Source organism: Maritalea myrionectae, assembly GCF_003433515.1.
GTDB classification, from domain to species: domain Bacteria; phylum Pseudomonadota; class Alphaproteobacteria; order Rhizobiales; family Devosiaceae; genus Maritalea; species Maritalea myrionectae.
Window position 1 is genome coordinate 2982872 of sequence record NZ_CP021330.1, and the last position, 18468, is coordinate 3001339.

18 protein-coding genes are annotated in these 18468 nt (G+C 52.2%); 14 read left to right on the top strand and 4 right to left on the bottom strand.

The genetic code is table 11. The features are described from left to right. Positions 1–16 precede the first annotated feature (16 nt). The 4 genes from MXMO3_RS15025 to MXMO3_RS15040 all read right to left on the bottom strand — a co-directional run bounded on the left by MXMO3_RS15025 (position 17) and on the right by MXMO3_RS15040 (position 4432). Positions 17–2569 (bottom strand): chemotaxis protein CheA, encoded by a 2553-nt coding sequence (locus tag MXMO3_RS15025; RefSeq protein ID WP_117396401.1) that lies wholly within the window; start codon positions 2567–2569, stop codon positions 17–19. A 30-nt stretch (positions 2570–2599) separates the two neighbouring features. Further along, on the bottom strand, positions 2600–2959 hold the full coding sequence (locus MXMO3_RS15030; RefSeq protein WP_027833898.1) for a response regulator: 360 nt from the start codon (positions 2957–2959) through the stop codon (positions 2600–2602). 7 nt (positions 2960–2966) lie between these two features. Next, the gene (locus MXMO3_RS15035; protein ID WP_027833899.1) at positions 2967–3257 is read right to left on the bottom strand and encodes an STAS domain-containing protein; all 291 of its coding nucleotides are present in this window, start codon (positions 3255–3257) and stop codon (positions 2967–2969) included. A gap of 131 nt (positions 3258–3388) precedes the next feature. Beyond that, positions 3389–4432 (bottom strand): enoyl-CoA hydratase/isomerase family protein, encoded by a 1044-nt coding sequence (locus MXMO3_RS15040; RefSeq protein ID WP_117396402.1) that lies wholly within the window; start codon positions 4430–4432, stop codon positions 3389–3391. 82 nt (positions 4433–4514) lie between these two features. Here MXMO3_RS15040 and MXMO3_RS15045 point away from each other — a divergent pair, with 82 nt between their 5' ends. The 14 genes from MXMO3_RS15045 (at position 4515) to proB (ending at position 18468) form a co-directional block, all read left to right on the top strand. Next, positions 4515–5117: a pyridoxamine 5'-phosphate oxidase family protein gene (locus MXMO3_RS15045; protein WP_117396403.1), complete on the top strand. Its 603-nt coding sequence runs from the start codon at positions 4515–4517 to the stop codon at positions 5115–5117. Between the two features lie 334 nt (positions 5118–5451). Beyond that, entirely contained in the window at positions 5452–6456 is a 1005-nt protein-coding gene (locus MXMO3_RS15050; protein ID WP_117396404.1) for an ABC transporter ATP-binding protein, read from the top strand. Next, on the top strand, positions 6453–7436 hold the full coding sequence (locus MXMO3_RS15055) for an ABC transporter ATP-binding protein (protein WP_027833903.1): 984 nt from the start codon (positions 6453–6455) through the stop codon (positions 7434–7436). The genes MXMO3_RS15050 and MXMO3_RS15055 overlap by 4 nt, the downstream gene beginning before the upstream one ends. A gap of 122 nt (positions 7437–7558) precedes the next feature. Continuing rightward, positions 7559–9262, top strand: coding sequence for a peptide ABC transporter substrate-binding protein (locus MXMO3_RS15060; RefSeq protein ID WP_027833904.1), 1704 nt, complete (start codon positions 7559–7561; stop codon positions 9260–9262). Between the two features lie 76 nt (positions 9263–9338). Further along, the gene (locus MXMO3_RS15065; protein ID WP_027833905.1) at positions 9339–10349 is read left to right on the top strand and encodes an ABC transporter permease; all 1011 of its coding nucleotides are present in this window, start codon (positions 9339–9341) and stop codon (positions 10347–10349) included. After that, the gene (locus MXMO3_RS15070) at positions 10342–11256 is read left to right on the top strand and encodes an ABC transporter permease (protein ID WP_027833906.1); all 915 of its coding nucleotides are present in this window, start codon (positions 10342–10344) and stop codon (positions 11254–11256) included. Before MXMO3_RS15065 ends, MXMO3_RS15070 begins: the two co-directional genes overlap by 8 nt. A 270-nt stretch (positions 11257–11526) precedes the next feature. Further along, a complete protein-coding gene (locus MXMO3_RS15075; RefSeq protein WP_117396405.1) occupies positions 11527–13353 on the top strand; it encodes an ABC transporter ATP-binding protein in 1827 nt (608 codons plus the stop codon). A gap of 238 nt (positions 13354–13591) precedes the next feature. After that, positions 13592–14200 (top strand): 50S ribosomal protein L21, encoded by a 609-nt coding sequence (locus tag MXMO3_RS15080; RefSeq protein ID WP_027833908.1) that lies wholly within the window; start codon positions 13592–13594, stop codon positions 14198–14200. A gap of 19 nt (positions 14201–14219) precedes the next feature. After that, positions 14220–14486, top strand: a complete 267-nt coding sequence (rpmA, locus tag MXMO3_RS15085; RefSeq protein WP_027833909.1) for a 50S ribosomal protein L27 — start codon at positions 14220–14222, stop codon at positions 14484–14486. 126 nt (positions 14487–14612) lie between these two features. Then, on the top strand, positions 14613–15176 hold the full coding sequence (locus MXMO3_RS15090; RefSeq protein WP_051213313.1) for a GNAT family N-acetyltransferase: 564 nt from the start codon (positions 14613–14615) through the stop codon (positions 15174–15176). After that, on the top strand, positions 15163–15720 hold the full coding sequence (locus MXMO3_RS15095) for a GNAT family N-acetyltransferase (RefSeq protein WP_117396406.1): 558 nt from the start codon (positions 15163–15165) through the stop codon (positions 15718–15720). Before MXMO3_RS15090 ends, MXMO3_RS15095 begins: the two co-directional genes overlap by 14 nt. Beyond that, a complete protein-coding gene (locus MXMO3_RS15100; protein WP_117396407.1) occupies positions 15701–16261 on the top strand; it encodes a GNAT family N-acetyltransferase in 561 nt (186 codons plus the stop codon). Before MXMO3_RS15095 ends, MXMO3_RS15100 begins: the two co-directional genes overlap by 20 nt. Further along, positions 16258–17298 (top strand): GTPase ObgE, encoded by a 1041-nt coding sequence (obgE, locus tag MXMO3_RS15105; protein WP_027833911.1) that lies wholly within the window; start codon positions 16258–16260, stop codon positions 17296–17298. The genes MXMO3_RS15100 and obgE overlap by 4 nt, the downstream gene beginning before the upstream one ends. Before the next feature lie 30 nt (positions 17299–17328). Next, positions 17329–18468, top strand: coding sequence for a glutamate 5-kinase (gene proB, locus MXMO3_RS15110; protein ID WP_027833912.1), 1140 nt, complete (start codon positions 17329–17331; stop codon positions 18466–18468).

The following is an 18468-nucleotide window of genomic DNA, read 5'->3' on the forward strand; positions in this document are numbered from 1 at the left end:
ATCTCCATTTATGCCGTTACGCGGCGTTCCGATGGTTTGGGCCTGCCTTTAGGCCCTGTACATCGACAATCAACGCCACTTGGCCATCACCTAGGATCGTGCCACCAGCAATGCCGTCGATACGCTCATAGTTTTCCTCTAAACTCTTAATAACAACTTGCTGCTGGCCGATAATTTCATCTACAACTAACGCAATCTTACTAGAGCCATCTGCTTCACACAGAACCACAAAGCGATCTTTCTCTTCAGCGGTCGTATGCATCGCGAAACGTGTCGCCAAATCAGCCACTTGCACATATTCGCCGCGAATTGAGAGCAAACGTGCGCCGCTTGGCGTTTTACCAAAGTCAGCTTTGCCTGCCTGGATCGTTTCAACGATTGAAGACAATGGCACCACGTAAGGGCATCCCGCGACGCTCACCAGCATCACGTCCAATACCGCCAAAGTGAGTGGCAGACGCAGGGTCATGCGTGTGCCACGACCCGGGTGGGAGCGCACATGCACCGACCCACCAATCTTTTTAATGTTGGACAGCACCACATCCATGCCCACGCCGCGGCCTGAAATATCAGACACTTCGGTTGCGGTTGAAAAGCCAGGGGCGAAAATCAGATTATCGATCTGTTCGTCACTTGGGTTTTGCTCAGGCTGGATAACACCACGTTCCCGTGCAATGTCCAAAACCCGCTCGCGGTTAATGCCTGCGCCATCGTCCTCGACAATAATCAAGATATTGCCGCCCGCCTGTTCGGCAGAAAGGCGGATGGTGCCTTGTTCCGGCTTGCCGCGCGCGATGCGTTTTTCGACAGATTCAACACCATGGTCAGCTGAGTTCCGGATCATATGTGTCAGCGGATCGGACAATTGCTCGATCACCGTCTTATCGATCTCGGTCTGCTCACCCACCATTTCCAGCTTGATCTTCTTGCCGGTCTTTGTGGCCAATTCACGCACAAGGCGTGGCATACGGGAGAACACTGATTTTACGGGCTGGGCACGGATGGCCATCACGCTATCTTGCAGACCACGCGTGGTTTGCGCCAGCACTTCAATGCCCCGCACCAATTCCTGATATTTTTCGCGCAACGTCTCATCCATTTGCTGTGTCAGCATGGATTGAGTGATAACGAGTTCGCCCACCATATTCACAACACGGTCAACCTTATCCAGATCAACGCGAATAGATTGGACTGGCGACTTGTCCGGCGCTTTCGACTGCGTAATTTTGTTTGCAGCAGCGGCTGCAGGCGGTGCCTTTGGCGCGGCAGGACTTGCGTCGGTTTCAGGGGCGGCTTTCGCCTTGGGCTCTTCTTCGTCCAAAAGATCGGACAGCATCGCTTCAGCATCCATGCTATCGTCACCTTGCTTTTGTTTGATTTCATCAGCAACGGCAGATGGCGTCTCGTCGTCTGAGCTGCTCGCCTCTGGCGCCTGTTCTTCTTCTGCTTCACCCAAGCCTTTAACGCCCAGTTCGCCCGCAAGATCTGCAAAGCTGACTTCGCTTTCGCCGGCCGCTGGTTCGTCGGTGGCCGGTGTCATTTCATCGGGCTTCACAACAACTTTGGACGTGGCGCTAATGTCGCCCACCAAATGTGCAGCTTGCTGCTCGGAGATGCCTCCGGGCGGTGTAATTTCTATTTCGCAGTCGCCCTCAACGAACTCAAATACTTCGCGAATTCGCTCTTCGGTGACGTCATCACCTTTGAGATAAATGGTCCAAGAACAATAAGGCTGGAATGGCTCAAAGTCCTGCAGCGGTGGGATTTCGCGCAGGTTGGCCCGCATTTTGGTTTCGCCAATAATTGCCATTTCGCGGAACAGCAATAGGGGGTCATTGGCGCGCTCATAAAGCGCGGGCAGCGGCGTAAAGACAACGCACCAGCAATCCGAGGCACCCATGTCGGCGGCATCAATGACGCCTTCTTCATCTGAATGATCTGCGGTGGCCGGATTGTCGCTCTCAAATACCACATCCGCATTGGCAATCTCTTCTGCCAAGGCTTCATGGTCACTATCGTCAACATTGTCCATCAAAGCGGCGTTCAGATCTTCTTCAAGCGGCGACTCTTCAAACTCATCGCTTTGCTCGGCATCAGCCTCGCTGCTGTCGACTTCAACCATTACCGGGGTGAATTCGATGTCGAAATCTTCTGGGTCTTCTCCGCCCGCTTCGCCATCGGCATCCGGGTTGCACAATTCATCGAATTGGCGTTTCTCGTCGGCGCCGTAATCGGCTCCCAACTCGCGATTTTCTTGAGCTGCTGTCACAAAATCCGCGACCAAATCGATTGAACGGATGCAAAGCTTGATGACATCTTCGGTCAGCTCAACCCGACCATCACGCACAAAATCAAGCAACGTTTCAAAGCTGTGGGCAAATCCAACCAAACCTTGGAAGCCAAACGCACCCGCGCCACCTTTGATAGAGTGAATGGCACGAAAAACAGCATTAAGACGCTCAGTGTCCTGATCGCCTTCTTCAATTGCGACAAACTGCTCTTCAAGCTCAATCAAGAGCTCCGAACATTCATCAAAATACGTTGCTTTAAACTCGTCTAGTTCACTCATGGCTTATCCAGCCCCATTACTTATTGTGGTTTAGTGGCTGACCTTTTTAATGACGCTCAGCAGCTTATCGGGATCAAAAGGCTTCACAATCCACCCTGTGCCGCCAGCTGCACGTCCTTGATCTCGCTTATCCTGGCTTGTTTCTGTAGTCAGAATGAGAATAGGCAAGCTTTGATGCTTTCCTGACGCTCTGACGTTTTTGATAAATTCTATGCCATCCATAATCGGCATATTGATATCAGTGATCACCACATCTACGGACTCGTTTTGCAAGACATCCAGGCCTTCCTGGCCATTCTCGGCTTGCAAAACCTCGTATCCAGCGCCAGCAAGCGTGTGCTGGAGCATGGCGAGGATGGTGCGAGAATCATCAACCGTGAGTACACGCATAAACCGACTATCCTTTCATATAAGGTTCAAATGCGTCATCTAGTCCGAGTGTTGAGACTGCACTTGAAAAGTGTTCACTTGGCGCGGACAGGCGCAATTCATAGTCATGCTGTTTGGCAGCAACACCTGCACTTAACAGCATGAACAACGCACTTGTTGACACACGCTCTACGTTTGAAAGTTCAATCTCAAGACTGCCGGCATTAAGCGCATCCAGCATCTCCTCGCGCATATTATCGACAACACCAGTGTCAGCAACTGCGGGCATTTCTATTGTCTTTAATTGAGTCTCGGCCATTCTAGCCTCTCCCTCATACACACGATTCAATTCATGCCAGTTTCACCACTAACTATTTAAGATTTCCTAACCATATGGCGATTAGCGCGATTTTATTTCACCAAACGGTTGAATACTGCTTTGAGACGGGATCAGTTTGTCAGTAAAAAAGAGAATTGGTCTTGCGAGACTTCGCGAATGCTTTTTGGCTGCCAATTCGGGTTATTGTCCTTATCCACCAACACAGCGCGCACGCCCTCTGAAAAATCGGGCGCGGAGACGATGGCCCGCGCAACATCCCGTTCAATTTCAAATTGCACCGCAATGTCGTCAATGCTGGCCGACCGCTTGACCAACAAAAAGGACGCCATCAAGGATGTTGGGCTACCCGCCACCAAACCTTGATGTAGTTTTTGTGCGCGCTCATCCCCCGCCGACGCCGCACCTAGGGCATCGATAATCGCTTGCAAATCGTCGCGTTCAAAAACGGATTGATGCTGATCGGCCCACGCGGTAAAGGGCGCGTCCATTGTGGTTTGCGCCAAGGCTGTAGTGGCCCCTTTGGCGGCGGCCAGCGGGTCGGGCGCTTGCGCGCATTCTTCAAGAATCTCCGGCAGTTTTGCCCAATCATTTTCGCTGATCAGCGTGTCCGACAGGTTGAGGGCAATGGCATCAGCGGGCGACACCAACTCACCCGTCAGCAAAAAGGCCATGCGCTGATGAAGGGGTGCGGCTTTGACCAAATAATTGACCGCGACATCGGTGAAGAAACCAATGGATTTTTCCGGCATGGCAAACCGCGCACCTTCTCGCACCAGTCGCAATTGTGCGTGGCCGGACAATCCGATCCCCCCGCCCATAACAATGCCGTGCTGCAGCGATACCACAGGGATTTTTGACACGGCTATGCGCTCGTAAAGCGCATATTCGCGATCAAAAAAGGCCGTGGCACCATCAACTCCACCCGCCTCCAATGCCGCCCGCACTGCTTTTACATCGCCACCGGCACAAAAACCTTTTTCCCCCTCGCCGGACAAAACGATCATCGAGACCGCATTATCCTGCTCCCACGCATTAAGCTGGGCCGTCATCGCATCAATCATATCCAGGTCGAGCGAATTGAGTGCACGCGGCCGATTAAGTTTGATCTCACCGAGTTTTCCACGCTGTGCGAATAAGGTTTTTTCTTCAGTCATTATGCGTTTGGCCCTTGTTATTCTTTGATCTTTACCTAGAGTTTATCCGGTTATGACGGGAAATGGCAAAGGAAGTCAAAACATGTCCATCGTGAAAACTGAAGCGGAATTGGCCGCCATATATGGCGGCGTATCTGAAGCCTCACTGGTGAAAGAAATCGATTTTCTCTCCGAAGGCTATCAAGCTTTTGTCACGCATTCGCCATTTGCCATTCTATCCACCGTGGGGCCGGAAGGCACCGATGCCAGCCCGCGGGGCGACAAGCCCGGCTTCGTGCACATTGCTTCCCCCCGCGAATTGCTGATGCCAGATCGACGCGGCAATAATCGCATCGATAGCCTGCGCAATATTGTCCGCGATCCGCGATGCAGCTTGATGTTTATGGTGCCGGGAAATGCCAATGTGCTGCGGGTGAACGGCCTCGCCGAGATTGATGTTGATCCAGAGCTGTGCGCCCGTTTCGACATTGATGGAAAATCACCCAGAAGCGTGGTGCGGCTTCGTATTGAAAAGGCCTATTTTCAGTGTGCTCGCGCGATAATGCGCGCCGATTTATGGGGCGATCATGACGCCCCTCACCTGCCCACACCCGGCCAATTGATGAAAGAGATCACAAACGGCAGTTTTGATGGTGCCACCTATGATCGAGAATGGCCGGCTCGCGCCAAAACCAGCCTTTGGTGACCCACGCGCATTTTCGCCCATAAAGACTTTCGCGGCGACAAATGTAATTGAGAAATCCTGTGCCACTTCAAGAGCAAATTTCGCTCAAGGTAAGTATAGCTGACCTAATTTTTATTCCTCTTAGAATATTTTTTTCACAGATCCTTTCGACCCTCTATTCGCCAAATCTTCTCAAGTCTTCATCAAAAAAGTCTTGGAATCCGGCAGCATATTGGCTGGACCAATTTATTTCTTCTTTATCGCAGCAGAAAAAATTGATCAAACCAATTCATCATTATAAATTTGTTCTTGAAAAAGGCCGAAAGTTCGATAGTCTCACTCAAAACAAAAAAATATGCTGGGGGGAAGAGCGATTAAGCCGGTATTAGATGTTACTGACTTAAGAACTGTATTTCATACTCAAGACGGAACGGTGCACGCGGTAAATGGCATTAGCTTTTATCTTGAGGAAGGTGAGTTATTAAGCGTAGTTGGGGAAAGCGGATCTGGTAAGAGTGTTACCATGATGTCGCTATTGAAATTGTTGCCTATTCCGCCTGCCGAAATTGTGGCTGGCACGGTCGAATTTGATGGCAATGATCTTCTTAAATTGGAACCCGAAGCCCTGCGGCAAGTCCGCGGCGGCGATATTGGGTTTATTTTCCAAGATCCGATGACTTCATTGAACCCCGTGTTCAAAGTCGGCTTCCAGATTATGGAGCCGCTCAAGGAGCATTTGGGCCTTTCCGAAAAAGAAGCAAGAAAGCGCGCAGTTGAGCTTTTGGAGCTTGTGGGCATTCCCAGCGCGTCAGATCGGCTGGATGATTATCCACACCAGTTTTCCGGCGGCATGCGCCAACGGGTGATGATCGCGATTGCGCTGGCTTGCGACCCGAAAATTTTGATTGCCGACGAGCCGACCACCGCTTTGGATGTGACCATTCAGGCGCAGATCATCGAGCTGGTGAAAAAGCTGCGGCAAAAGCTGGGCATGGCCATTGTCTGGATCACCCACGATTTGGGTGTGGCTGCGGGCATCTCTGATCGCATCATGGTGATGTATGCCGGCTTTGTGGTGGAGCACGCCAAGGTCAAAGACCTTTATAGGCGGCCATTGCACCCCTACACCCGCGCCCTGTTGGCGACTTTGCCGACAGACGACGAAGAAGGCGAAGATCGGCTGAAATCCATTTCCGGCTTGCCCCCCGCGCTGCACGAATATCCCAATTCCTGCCCTTTTGCGCCGCGCTGCGAACATGCATTTGATCGCTGCCAGAAGGAAAATCCACTCTTGATGGAAATGGGCGATGGCCACCAGGTGGCTTGTTGGTGGGATGTTGAAAAGGGAGCGCCCCGATGACCAAACATGATCAGGTTTTGGTGAAAGCCCAAAATGTAAAAGTGCACTTCCCGATCCACAAAGGCATTTTGAGACGACAAGTCGGCTCTGTGAAAGCCGTTGACGGGCTTAATTTTGAAATTCGCAAGGGCGAGACCCTTGGTCTTGTGGGCGAAAGTGGTTGTGGCAAATCCACAGCCGGGCGCGCCATGTTGCGCCTTTATGAATTGACCGAAGGGCAACTGGATTTTGAAGGCGTGGATATTGCCAGCCTTGATCCGAAAGCCTTGCGTGAAATTCGCCCGCGGATGCAAATGATCTTTCAAGATCCGCAAGCCTGCTTGAACCCGCGCATGACCGTTGGCTCCATCATCGCTGAACCTTTGGACGAGCACACCAACCTATCGACCGAGGAAAAGCGCGAAAAGGTGAAGAGCCTTTTGGATGCGGTGGGCATGAACCGGGACTTTGTGAACCGCTATCCGCACGAATTTTCTGGCGGTCAACGCCAACGTATCGGCATTGCGAGAGCCCTGGCGCTCGACCCTGATTTTATCGTTTGCGACGAACCCATTGCCGCCTTGGATGTGTCCATTCAGGCGCAAGTGGTGAATTTGCTGCAAGATATTCAGGAGCGGATGGGGCTCACCTATTTGTTCATCTCGCACGATCTGAGCATGGTGCGCCATATCGCGGACCGCGTGGCGGTGATGTATTTGGGCAAAATTGTAGAGCTGGCTGATAAGCGAGATCTATATAAAACACCCAAGCACCCCTACACGCAGGCGCTTTTATCCGCTGTGCCTGTGCCCAACCCCGAAGTGGAAGCCAAGCGGGAGCATATCGTTCTTCAAGGCGATGTGCCCAGCCCGGCCAATCCGCCAAAGGGATGTAATTTTTGCACGCGCTGCCCGGTTGCCATCGACAGATGTCGAGTGGAGGAGCCGGAATTGCGCGAGCTAAATAAGGGCCAGTTTGTGGCCTGCCATTTGGCGGAGTAATTCGCCAAATTTCGTTTCTGGTCAGCAGTGCTGGCCGGGGAAATCCCCAGCTTTCGAGCTGGGCGTTCGTCGCCTTCAAAACAATAAAAAAGAAGGCGCGAGCTCTTAACCAGGAGGAAATAATGCGTAAACTTAAAACTCTGATTATGGCAACGGCTGCGGCGTCTACGTTCGCAACTGTCGCTTTGGCAGAGCGCGGTTCAGACGGAAACCTCAATGTCGCTTATTGGCAAGCGGTTTCCATTTTGAACCCGTATCTGTCTGGTGGCACCAAGGATATTGAAGCATCTTCATTGATTTTGGATCCTTTGGCCAACTATCGCCCTGATGGTTCTATGGAGCCTGCCTTGGCGACAGAAATTCCAACCATTGAAAATGGCGGCGTTTCTGAAGACCTGACATCCATCACGTGGAAATTGCGTGACGATGTTGTGTGGTCTGACGGCACACCATTTACAGCAGCTGACGTTGTCTTCTCGGCCAATTATTGCTTGGACCCAGAAGGTGGCTGTAACGCAGCATCAAACTTTGCTGATGTGGAAAGCGTTGAGGCGCTTGACGATCACACTGTGAAGATCAACTTCTCAGTGGCAAAACCATTCCCATATGGTCCATTTGTGGGCGCGACTGCTCCTGTGATCCAGGAAGCCCAGTTCAAAGAGTGCATGGGCGCGAAAGCACCTGAGTGTACTGAAGCGAACTTTGGCCCCATCGGCACAGGCCCATTTGTTGTGGACGAGTTCCGCGCGAATGACGTTGTGACCTATAAAGCCAACGAAAACTATCGCGATCCTGCACAGCCTGCTTTTGCAACCGTGACCCTTAAAGGCGGCGGCGACAGCGCAGCAACAACACGCTCTGTGCTTGAAACTGGCGAATTTGACTATGCATGGAACGTGCAGGTTGAGCCTGAAGTACTTGACCAAATGATGGCTGCCGGCAAAGGCGAAATCATTTCTGCGTTTGGTACATCTGTTGAACGTTTGATGGTGCAATTGACCAACCCAGATCCATCTTTGGGCGACAAGCGCGCAACTGTTGAAGGCGGGCCACACCCGTTCTTGAGCGACATCAATGTGCGTAAAGCATTGTCTATGGCCATTGACCGCGACATCTTGGTTGAAGTGGGCTATGGCCCGAACGGTCAGGTGACATGTAACGTGCTGCCTGCGCCTGAAATTTATGCTTCAACCGCAAATGATGCATGTAAAACTCAAGACGTTGAAGGTGCCAAAGCGCTTCTTGACGAAGCTGGCTGGTTGCCAGGTCCTGATGGCGTTCGTGAAAAAGACGGCGTGCGTTTGTCAATTCTATACCAAACATCCACCAACTCCGTTCGTCAGGGCACACAAGCTTTGATCAAACAGATGTGGCAGGAAATTGGTGTTGAAACTGAGTTGCGCAACATCGACGCTGGTGTGTTCTTCGGTGGTGACCAATCTTCACCTGACACATTCCAGAAGTTCTTTGCTGACATCGAAATGTACACCAACAACTTCGATGGCACTGACCCTGAAGCCTATATGGGCAACTGGGTCTGCTCAGAAATTCCTTCTCCTAAGAACCAGTGGATCGGCAACAACATGCCGCGCTTCTGTTCAGAAGAGTATGATGCTTTGAGCGCTGAGATGGGCCAAACTGCTTCAATTGAAAAGCGGTCTGCCCTTGCGAAGAAGATGAACGACATGCTGATGCAGGAATATGTGATTATTCCTTTGATCCACCGTGGTCGTGTATCCGCAGCGTCTAACACCCTTGGCAATGTTGTTCTGAACCCATGGGATTCAGAATTGGCGTTCGCTGAAGAGTGGACACGCGTTGAATAATCGAACTTGTGGGGCGCGCATGGCGCGCTCCACGCTTCCCACTTTTGGGCAATAATGTAGTGTTGGGGAACTCTTCATGCTGAATTACACCCTTAGGCGTTTGCTGTTTGCGATCCCTACCCTTTTGGTGATCAGCTTCATTATCTTCGTGATATTGGATCTAGCGCCGGGCGATCCAACCGGCCAATTACCGCTAACCATTCCCGCTGAAGTGCGCGCGAAAATCCGCGAAAGCCTTGGCGTTGGTGAGCCTATTCATATCGCCTATTTCAAATGGGTGCGTGGTTTCTTTGTTTATGAACCGCTTTATTGGCTTGATCAAATTGGCATCACCATTGGTGATCCCTCAGAACGTGCTCGGATCATTTCTTACGCCACCCGTGGCCCTGTATTCGATCTGATCCTTGAGCGCATCCCGCAAACCTTGTGGGTGGTGGGCCTTTCTTATGTGTTTGGCATTTTGATCGCTTTGCCGATCGGCGTGATTTCAGCCTATAAGCAATATTCATGGTTCGACCAGTTGGGCACATTTATCTCCATGGTGGGCTTTTCCGTGCCAACCTTCTTTACTGGCCTCTTGATGATCGTGATCTTCTCTGTGCAGTTGGGCTGGTTCCCATCGGTTTATGACACGACATTAGATGTGAATAGCTGGGACACATTCATTTTGCAGGTGAAGCAGATGGTGATGCCTGTTGCTGTGCTCGCCCTTTATAATGCCTCGCAGATTTCACGTTTTATGCGCGCGTCGATGCTCGATAATCTGACACAGGATTATGTGCGCACGGCCCGTGCAAAAGGCATGAGCGAAAAAGTAGTGGTCTTGACCCACGTGCTGCGCAACTCGTTGATCCCGGTGGTGACCGTGATCGCCCTCGGCGTTCCGACCATTTTCTCTGGTGCGATTATCACCGAGCAGATTTTCCGGGTGAACGGGCTGGGCCAATTGCTGATTATTGGCATTCAGGGCAGCGACTTCCCGCTCGTGCAAACACTGACCTTCATCTTTGCCATTCTCATCGTGCTGTTCAATCTGATCGCCGATGTGATCTATGGCATTCTCGACCCAAGGATCCGCTATGACTGATCAAGCTGCAACCACAACTTTGGGCAAGCCGCAGCGCTCCTTGTGGGGCGACGTATTGCGCCAATTCTTGAAGCATAAGGGCGGCGTGGCTGGCCTTGTGATCTTCTCGTTCATCCTTTTTGCGGTGTTGTTTGGTCCTTATATCCACACCATCGACCCGCAATATCTTGATATTCGCAACAAAAATTTGGGGCCAACCTGGAAGCACCCCATGGGCACCGACAATTTGGGACGTGACGGCTTGGCGCAAGTGCTGAGCGGCGGCCGCGTGTCTTTGGCCGTGGGCATCGCCGCGATGGCGTTATCGCTGTTGCTGGGCACCTTGATCGGCATTCTGGCTGGTTTCTTCCGCAAGCTGGATGGGCCGCTTATGCGGACTACGGATTTGTTTCTGGCGCTGCCCATTTTGCCGCTTTTGCTGGTGATCATTTTGTTGTTCCGCGACACGTTGCGGTCCGCATTCGGGCCGGAGATGGGCATCTTCTTGCTGATCGTGTTTGTGATCGGCATCACCAGTTGGATGAACACTGCGCGGATTGTGCGCGGCGAAGTGCTGGCGGTGAAAGAACGTGAATTTGTGTTGGCGGCCCGTTCCATCGGCACCGGGTCGACCAAGACCATTCTGCGTCACATTTTTCCCAACGTGTTGAGCCCGGTGATGGTCTCGGCCACGCTGGGGATTGCCACAGCGATCATTACCGAATCCGCTTTGAGCTTTTTGGGCCTCGGCTTTCCATCCGACTTCCCCACTTGGGGACGGCTTCTTTATGATGGCGCCAACTTTATGACCCTTAACCCCGCACGGGTGATTTGGCCCGGCCTGGCGATCTCGCTAACCGTGTTGAGTGTCAATTATATTGGCGACGGCATTCGCGATGCGCTCGACCCGCGCATTCGGGGACGGTAAAAATTCAACATTTTTAATATGTGATAAAACGGCACCAGCAATGGTGCCGTTTTTGTTTCTGCCGGCGTTGCGCCTTGACGCAAGAATAAGGGCTGGCTAGCCTCTTCTCATTCTTAGAGCAGGAGTTTCCCTGATGAAAAAAGTACAAGGCACAGCCGCTTAAGCCTTCCGATTTTTTGGAAGTTGCGAAAGCCAAATGAAAGCTGAACGGGCCCGCACGAAAGCGACGCCCGCAGCATATTTTGTTGCTTTTCTCTAGGACCAATTTACATGTTTAAACTTATTTCGGATCTGGTCGATCCGTTCGTGCGCGGGCGCGTGGATGCGCCTAATTCCACCCCCCTTAGCTTTATCCACCAACAAATGCGCCCCTTGCGCTGGATTATTCTTGCTTGTTTTGTGACCACAATATGCGCTGCTTTGATTGAAGTGTGGCTGGTTTACTATGCTGGACATCTCGTCAACCGCCTGGTTGCAATTCCACCCGATCAGATTTGGGCGTTAATGGGCGCAGAACTTGTTCTGGCAGCGTTCATATTGCTGGCGCTGCGCCCTGCCGTGGCTCTTTTGAATGAAGGACTGGACGATATTGTTTTTCGGCCAATTGCCGTCAGCATGGTCAGATGGCAGGCGCACCAGCATATTATGCGACAATCAGTTGGTTGGTTTCGCAACCAGCAATCCGGGCAATTGGCCCAACGCGTGCGCGAAATTGGCGTTTCGGCCACAGGCACCATTTATGCCGTTCTGCATGGCCTTATCTACGTGGTCACCTATTTTGTCGGGTCATTTTGGCTGTTCACCGCGATCGATTTTCGTCTGGCAATTCCACTTTTGATCTGGGTCGCATTCTATTCATTGCACATGGCCTATGCCGTTCCCCGGTTCAGTCGTCACTATGAGCGGTTTGAGGCGGCGAAAACCGATTTAACCAGCCTGTTGGTGGACAATTATGCCAATATCGAAACGGTCAAGCTTTATGCCGACCAAAGCTATGAAGATCAGCATGCGCTCACCAAGTTCAGGCGTGCGTTCACAGCATTTGTTGGTGTCCAACGTTTTGAAGTGGTGATCAATGTTGGCATGGTTGTGTTGAGCAACATGTTGCTGGTGGGGCTGATCGGGTATGCTCTTTATTTGTGGCATGTGGGGGCGGCTCAATTGGGCCTGGTGGCCGCATCGCTGGCATTGGCGACACGCGTTTCCAGCATGGCGGAATGGATGATGGACGCAGTTGCCTCGATTTACGGCAACATTGGTGCAACCCGCGAGGCCTTGCGCTCCGTCGCGCAGCCTATGGATATGCCCGCCACCCCCAATGCACCGAACCTGAAATTTAAAGACGGCGCGATTGAGTTTCGCGATATTTCGCATCACTATGGTCAGGGTGCGGGCGGCTTGGACAGGCTGTCGCTTCACATCGAGCCGGGCCAGAAGGTAGCGCTGGTCGGGGCCTCGGGCGCGGGCAAATCAACGCTGGTCAATTTGATGCTGCGCCACTATGCGCCCGAACGGGGAAAAATCTTATTGGATGGGCAAGATATCAGCCATATCGATCAAAACTCGCTGCGCCAAAACATCGCCCATGTCTCGCAAGATGTTTCACTGCTAAACCGTTCTCTTCGCGACAATATTGCATTTGGTCACTCTCAGGCATCGCAGTCTGACCTGTATGATGCGGCCCGCCGCGCCCATGCACATCAGTTTATCCAAAACACGGCGGATGACATGGGCAACCAAGGTTATGATGCCATTGTGGGCGAACGCGGGGTGCGGCTTTCAGGCGGACAAAAGCAGCGCATTTCGTTGGCACGGGCACTGCTGCGCAACGCCCCAATTCTGATATTGGATGAAGCAACATCGGCGCTCGATTCCGAGGTTGAAGCCGACATTCTGGATGCTCTTTATACGTTTATGGCGGACAAAACCGTGATTGCGATTGCGCACCGCCTGTCCACCATTGCACATATGGACAAAATCGCGTTTATCGAGAATGGGCGGATCGTTGAACTGGGGCGTCATGATGAGTTGCTGGCGCGCAATGGACGATATGCCAGCTTGTGGCGCACACAAAGCCGCGACAAGCTGACTGAATAATTGTTGCGGCAGCGGCATCAAAAATGGGCGAAAAGCGGCCTTTTCCCTTGACTTCAAAGGGATTCTCCAGCATAACCGCCCTCGAATTGAAGCGTAGCTGGGGACAGGTGCGCCGATTTTCATTGGAAAAACTGCAGCTTAAGGCTTTCAGGTTGACCTGAATAAAAGACCGGTGATCCGGCGCCGCACAGCGCGTGACAACACTCTGGCCCACGAACGGCCTTTGAAAGGAATAAATATGTTTGCTGTGATTAAGACAGGCGGCAAGCAGTACAAAGTTGCTGCTGATGACGTCTTGAATGTTGAAAAACTTGATGCCGAAGCCGGCGACACCGTCACCTTTGATCAAGTGTTGATGGTTGGCGCTGAAGGCGACGTAACAATCGGTGCTCCGTTGGTAGACGGTGCTTCTGTTGTTGCTGAGTTGGTTGAGCAAAAGCGCGATAAGAAAATTGTGATCTTCAAAAAGAAGCGTCGCCAAAACTATCGCCGCAAAAATGGTCACCGTCAGCATTTGAGCGTTGTGCGCATCACCGACATTTTGACCGGTGGCGCAAAGCCAAAAGCAACGAAGAAAGCAGCGCCGAAAAAAGAAGCTGCTAAAGAAACAGCAAAGTCTGAAGCACCTGCCGCTAAAGCAGACGCAAAAGACGATTTGAAATTGATCTCTGGTGTTGGCCCAGCTTTGGAAAAGAAATTGCACGCTGCAGGCGTGACCTCTTTGAAGCAAGTGGCGGAATTCACCAAAGCGGACATTGAACGCATTGATGCCGAGCTGAACTTTAAAGGCCGCATTGAACGCGAAGATTGGATTAGCCAAGCTAAAGAATTGATGGCTGGCAAGTAAGTTATAGGAGACTGACAGAATGGCACATAAAAAAGCAGGCGGTTCATCCCGTAACGGTCGTGATTCAGCTGGTCGTCGTCTCGGCGTGAAAAAGTTTGGTGGCGAGCACGTCGTGCCCGGCAACATCCTTGTGCGTCAGCGCGGCACAAAATGGAATCCAGGTGAAAATGTGGGTCTTGGCAGAGACCACACAATTTTCGCGCTTGTGGAAGGCAAAGTGACCTTCTCCACACGTCGCAACAACAAGACTTTTGTATCCGTGATGCCACAAGAGGCAGCGGAATAACGGCGGTTCACATATCATCCGCCGGTTTAACCAAACCCCGGCGGATCGATTGAGACCTGCTAAAAAGCTTCAAAGTTTTAAAGGGGATTGGTGAAAACCGGTCCCCTTTTTGTTTGGAGCATTAAAATGACTAAATCAGTTTTGAAAACCACTCTTCCTTCAACCATCCGCTCAAAGCGTTTGGTGATGCGTCCGTTGGGCGATCAGGATGTGGCGCAACTGGTGGTGCTCGCAAACAATAAAAAGATTGCCGATGTGCTGGCGCGGCTGCCCCATCCTTATGGGGAAGAAGACGCCAAATTCTTTATCAATCTGGCCAACTCCGATGGCGAAGAAAAAGTGTGGGCAATCACGCTCGACGACACGCTTGTCGGCGTTTGTGGCCTTACCTTTTCCGATGACCTGTCAACGCCTGAACTTGGCTATTGGCTTGGGGAACCCTATTGGGGTCAAGGTATTGGTTCTGAAGCTATTTCTGCTTTGTTGAACGCGGTGAAAGAAACCGAGAAAGCGGCGGAACTATTCGCCCGTTGTCTCGTTTCCAACAAGGCTTCCAAGGCACTGCTCACCAAGTGTGGGTTTGTGCATCAGAAGACCCTCACCGAAGAAAGCGGCCTTCATGCCGACAAGGAAATGCACCATTTCCTGTTCAACCACAAAGACGAGCGGATAGATAATGACTTACATTGAGACCAAGAACCTGCTGCTGCGTCCGGTTGAAATAGGGGATGCAGCGAACCTTGCTGAAGCCTTGAATGACTTTGAAATTGCGCGGAATTTGAAAAACGTGCCAACCCCCTGCCGCCCTAAAGATGTGTTGGCATGGCTGGGGCGCACGGTGCATGACCGTTCGCGCGACAATATTGCGTTTATCATCGAAGTTGAGCCCATGAAACTGGGCGGCCTGATCGATTTTGGCAAGACCGAACGGGGCGTCAATATTGGCTATTGGCTGAAGAAAAACTATTGGGGCAAGGGCCATATGGGCGAAGCGTTGCGCGCGGCGCTTGACTGGTATTTCCTGGAAGATGATCGGGACTTTATCGTCTCGGACATTTTTGAGGACAATTTCGCCTCGCGCAAATTGCAAGCCAATCTAGGCTTTGAGGAAGTGGGCACCTGCCAGTTTAACTGCCAAACGCGCGGCGAGACCGTCACGGCAGTCGACACGGTTTTGACCCGGCAAGCCTATTGGGACCTGCGGAGACAGAGCCATGCTCAAATTGGCAACTGATCGGCTCTATTTGCGGCCACCACAAATGGATGATGCAGCGGCGATTGCTGCTGCATTATCGCGTTATGAGGTGGCGAAGGATATGGCACATGTGCCTCACCCTTATTCGTTGGAAGATGCCCAAGCGTGGTTGGAGAGACAACCGCAAATTTCGCCTCCTTACGGGCAAAAATTTGCGATTTTCACCCATGAGGATCAATTTTGCGGCATGACGGGTTTTACCGAACGAGAGGAATTACCCTCGCTTGGCTATTATATGCATCCCGATTTTTGGGGCCAAGGCCTGATGACCGAGGCGAACTGGGCCCTGATCAAATGGCTGTTTAATGGGCCGGGCGCGCCAAAAATCACGTCTGGCGTGTTTGATTATAATATTGCGTCATTAAAGGTGCAGCAGAAGTTGGGTTTTCAAACTGTCGGTCAATCTCAGGTACAATCCCTTGCACAAAACAAAGAATTCGCGCATATCGATACAGAACTGACAAAGGATGCGTTTGAAAATGCCGCGCCAACGCTGGCAACCTTGCGTAAAAACACATGAAATTTCTAGACCAAGCAAAAATCTTTATTAAATCAGGTAGCGGCGGCGCAGGTTCTGTTTCGTTTCGGCGTGAGAAATATGTCGAATTTGGTGGCCCTGATGGCGGCAGCGGCGGTCGCGGCGGCGATGTAATCGTGCAATGCGTCGACGGGCTGAACACGCTGATCGATTATCGCTATCAACAGCACTTTAAAGCCGGCACCGGGACACACGGCATGGGCCGACAGCGCACGGGCGGCGATGGCGCCGATGTGATCTTGAAGGTCCCTGTGGGCACGCAGATTTTTGCCGAAGACAATGAAACATTGATGGCGGACTTCACCGAAGTGGGCCAAGAAATGGTTTTGCTTAAAGGCGGCAATGGCGGCTTTGGCAACATGCATTTTAAAAACTCCACCAACCAAGCGCCTCGCCATGCCAATCCCGGGCTTGCGGGCGAGGAAATGTGGATTTGGCTGCGCCTGAAACTGATTGCGGATGCGGGCCTTGTGGGTCTACCCAATGCGGGAAAATCGACGTTTCTCGCCTCGGTCACCTCCGCCAAGCCGAAAATCGCTGACTATCCCTTCACCACATTGCACCCCAACTTGGGCGTGGTGAAAATCGGCAACCGCGAATTTGTGATGGCGGATATTCCCGGGCTAATCGAAGGCGCACATGAAGGCGCTGGCATTGGCGACCGGTTTTTGGGCCATGTCGAACGCACCCGCACCATTGTGCACTTGATTGATGGCACACAAGAAGATGTTGTGGCAGCGTATAAAACCATTCGTGGTGAGCTTGAAGCCTATGGCCATGGCCTTGGCGAAAAACATGAGATTTTGGCGCTGAACAAGGTGGACGCGATTTCGGACGATGACCTTGCTGAAAAGCAGGCGGCGCTTGAAGCGGCGAGCGGCAAAAAGGTGCATTTGATCTCTGCGGTGGCGGGCAAGGATGTGGATAAGGTGCTGTTTGACGTGCTGGGCCAATTGGACGACGCCAAAGACGCCGAAGCGCAAGAGGCGCTTGACGAAGACGCGCCTTGGACGCCTTAAGCGCGATCAATAGGCGGAAATGAGAGTTTTATGGCAGATGCGCTCAACGATTTTTTTGGCTTTAAGCGCCTAACGATCAAAATCGGCTCTGCCCTTTTGGTGGACGCTGAAACGGGTGCGCTGCGCAAAGCGTGGTTAGAAAGCCTTGCTGCCGATATCGCGGCGCTCAAGGCCCATGGCGTTGAAGTGGTGATCGTATCGTCGGGCGCCATCTCGCTAGGTCGGCGCATGTTGGGCCTCGAGGCGGTGAGTTTACCGCTCGATCAAAGCCAGGCGGCTGCGGCGGTGGGGCAGATTGCCCTCTCCCAAGCCTTTAGCGACATTTTGCGCACCCACAATATTGTTGCGGGCCAAATTTTGGTCACCCCCAATATAACAGAACAGCGGCGGCATTTTCTCAATGCCAAGACCACCATGAACACCTTGCTCGATATGGGGGCCGTGCCGATCATCAATGAAAATGACAGCGTGGCCACCAGCGAAATTCGCTATGGCGATAATGATCGGCTGAGTGCGCGTGTCGCCACCATGGTGGAGAGCGACGGGCTGATCATCTTTTCAGATGTGGACGGGCTTTACACAGCGCCACCGCATCTGGACCCAGACGCTGAGTTTTTGCCTCGTATCGAACGCATCACCCCGGAAATTGAAGCGATGGCGGGGGGCGCGGCCAGCCATTTGTCACGCGGGGGCATGCGCACGAAAATTGAAGCGGCAAAGATGGCTGTAAACGCGGGCACCGCGATGATCATTGCCAAAGGGGCAATTGACCATCCATTGCGTGCAGTAGCAAATGGCGCCCGGCACAGCTTTTTCGTGCCTGTGGCGACCAAACGCGCAGCGCGGAAAAACTGGATCATGTCGGCTCTGCCCGCTGGACGCGTTGTGATCGATGCAGGGGCCGCCACCGCTTTGGCCAAAGGCACAAGTTTGTTGCCCATTGGCGTGACCCAAATTGAGGGCACATTTGGTCGCGGGGATGCGATTTCCATTTTCGATCAAGCTGGGATAGAACGTGCGCGCGGCCTTTCAAATTTTGATGCGGCTGATGCGCAATTGGTGTTGGGCAAACGCTCAGCCGATATTGCTGAGATTTTAGGACCTGTCTCGCGCACTGAACTGGTGCATCGCGACAATATGGTTTTGCTGCAAGTTGAAGAGGCAAGTTGA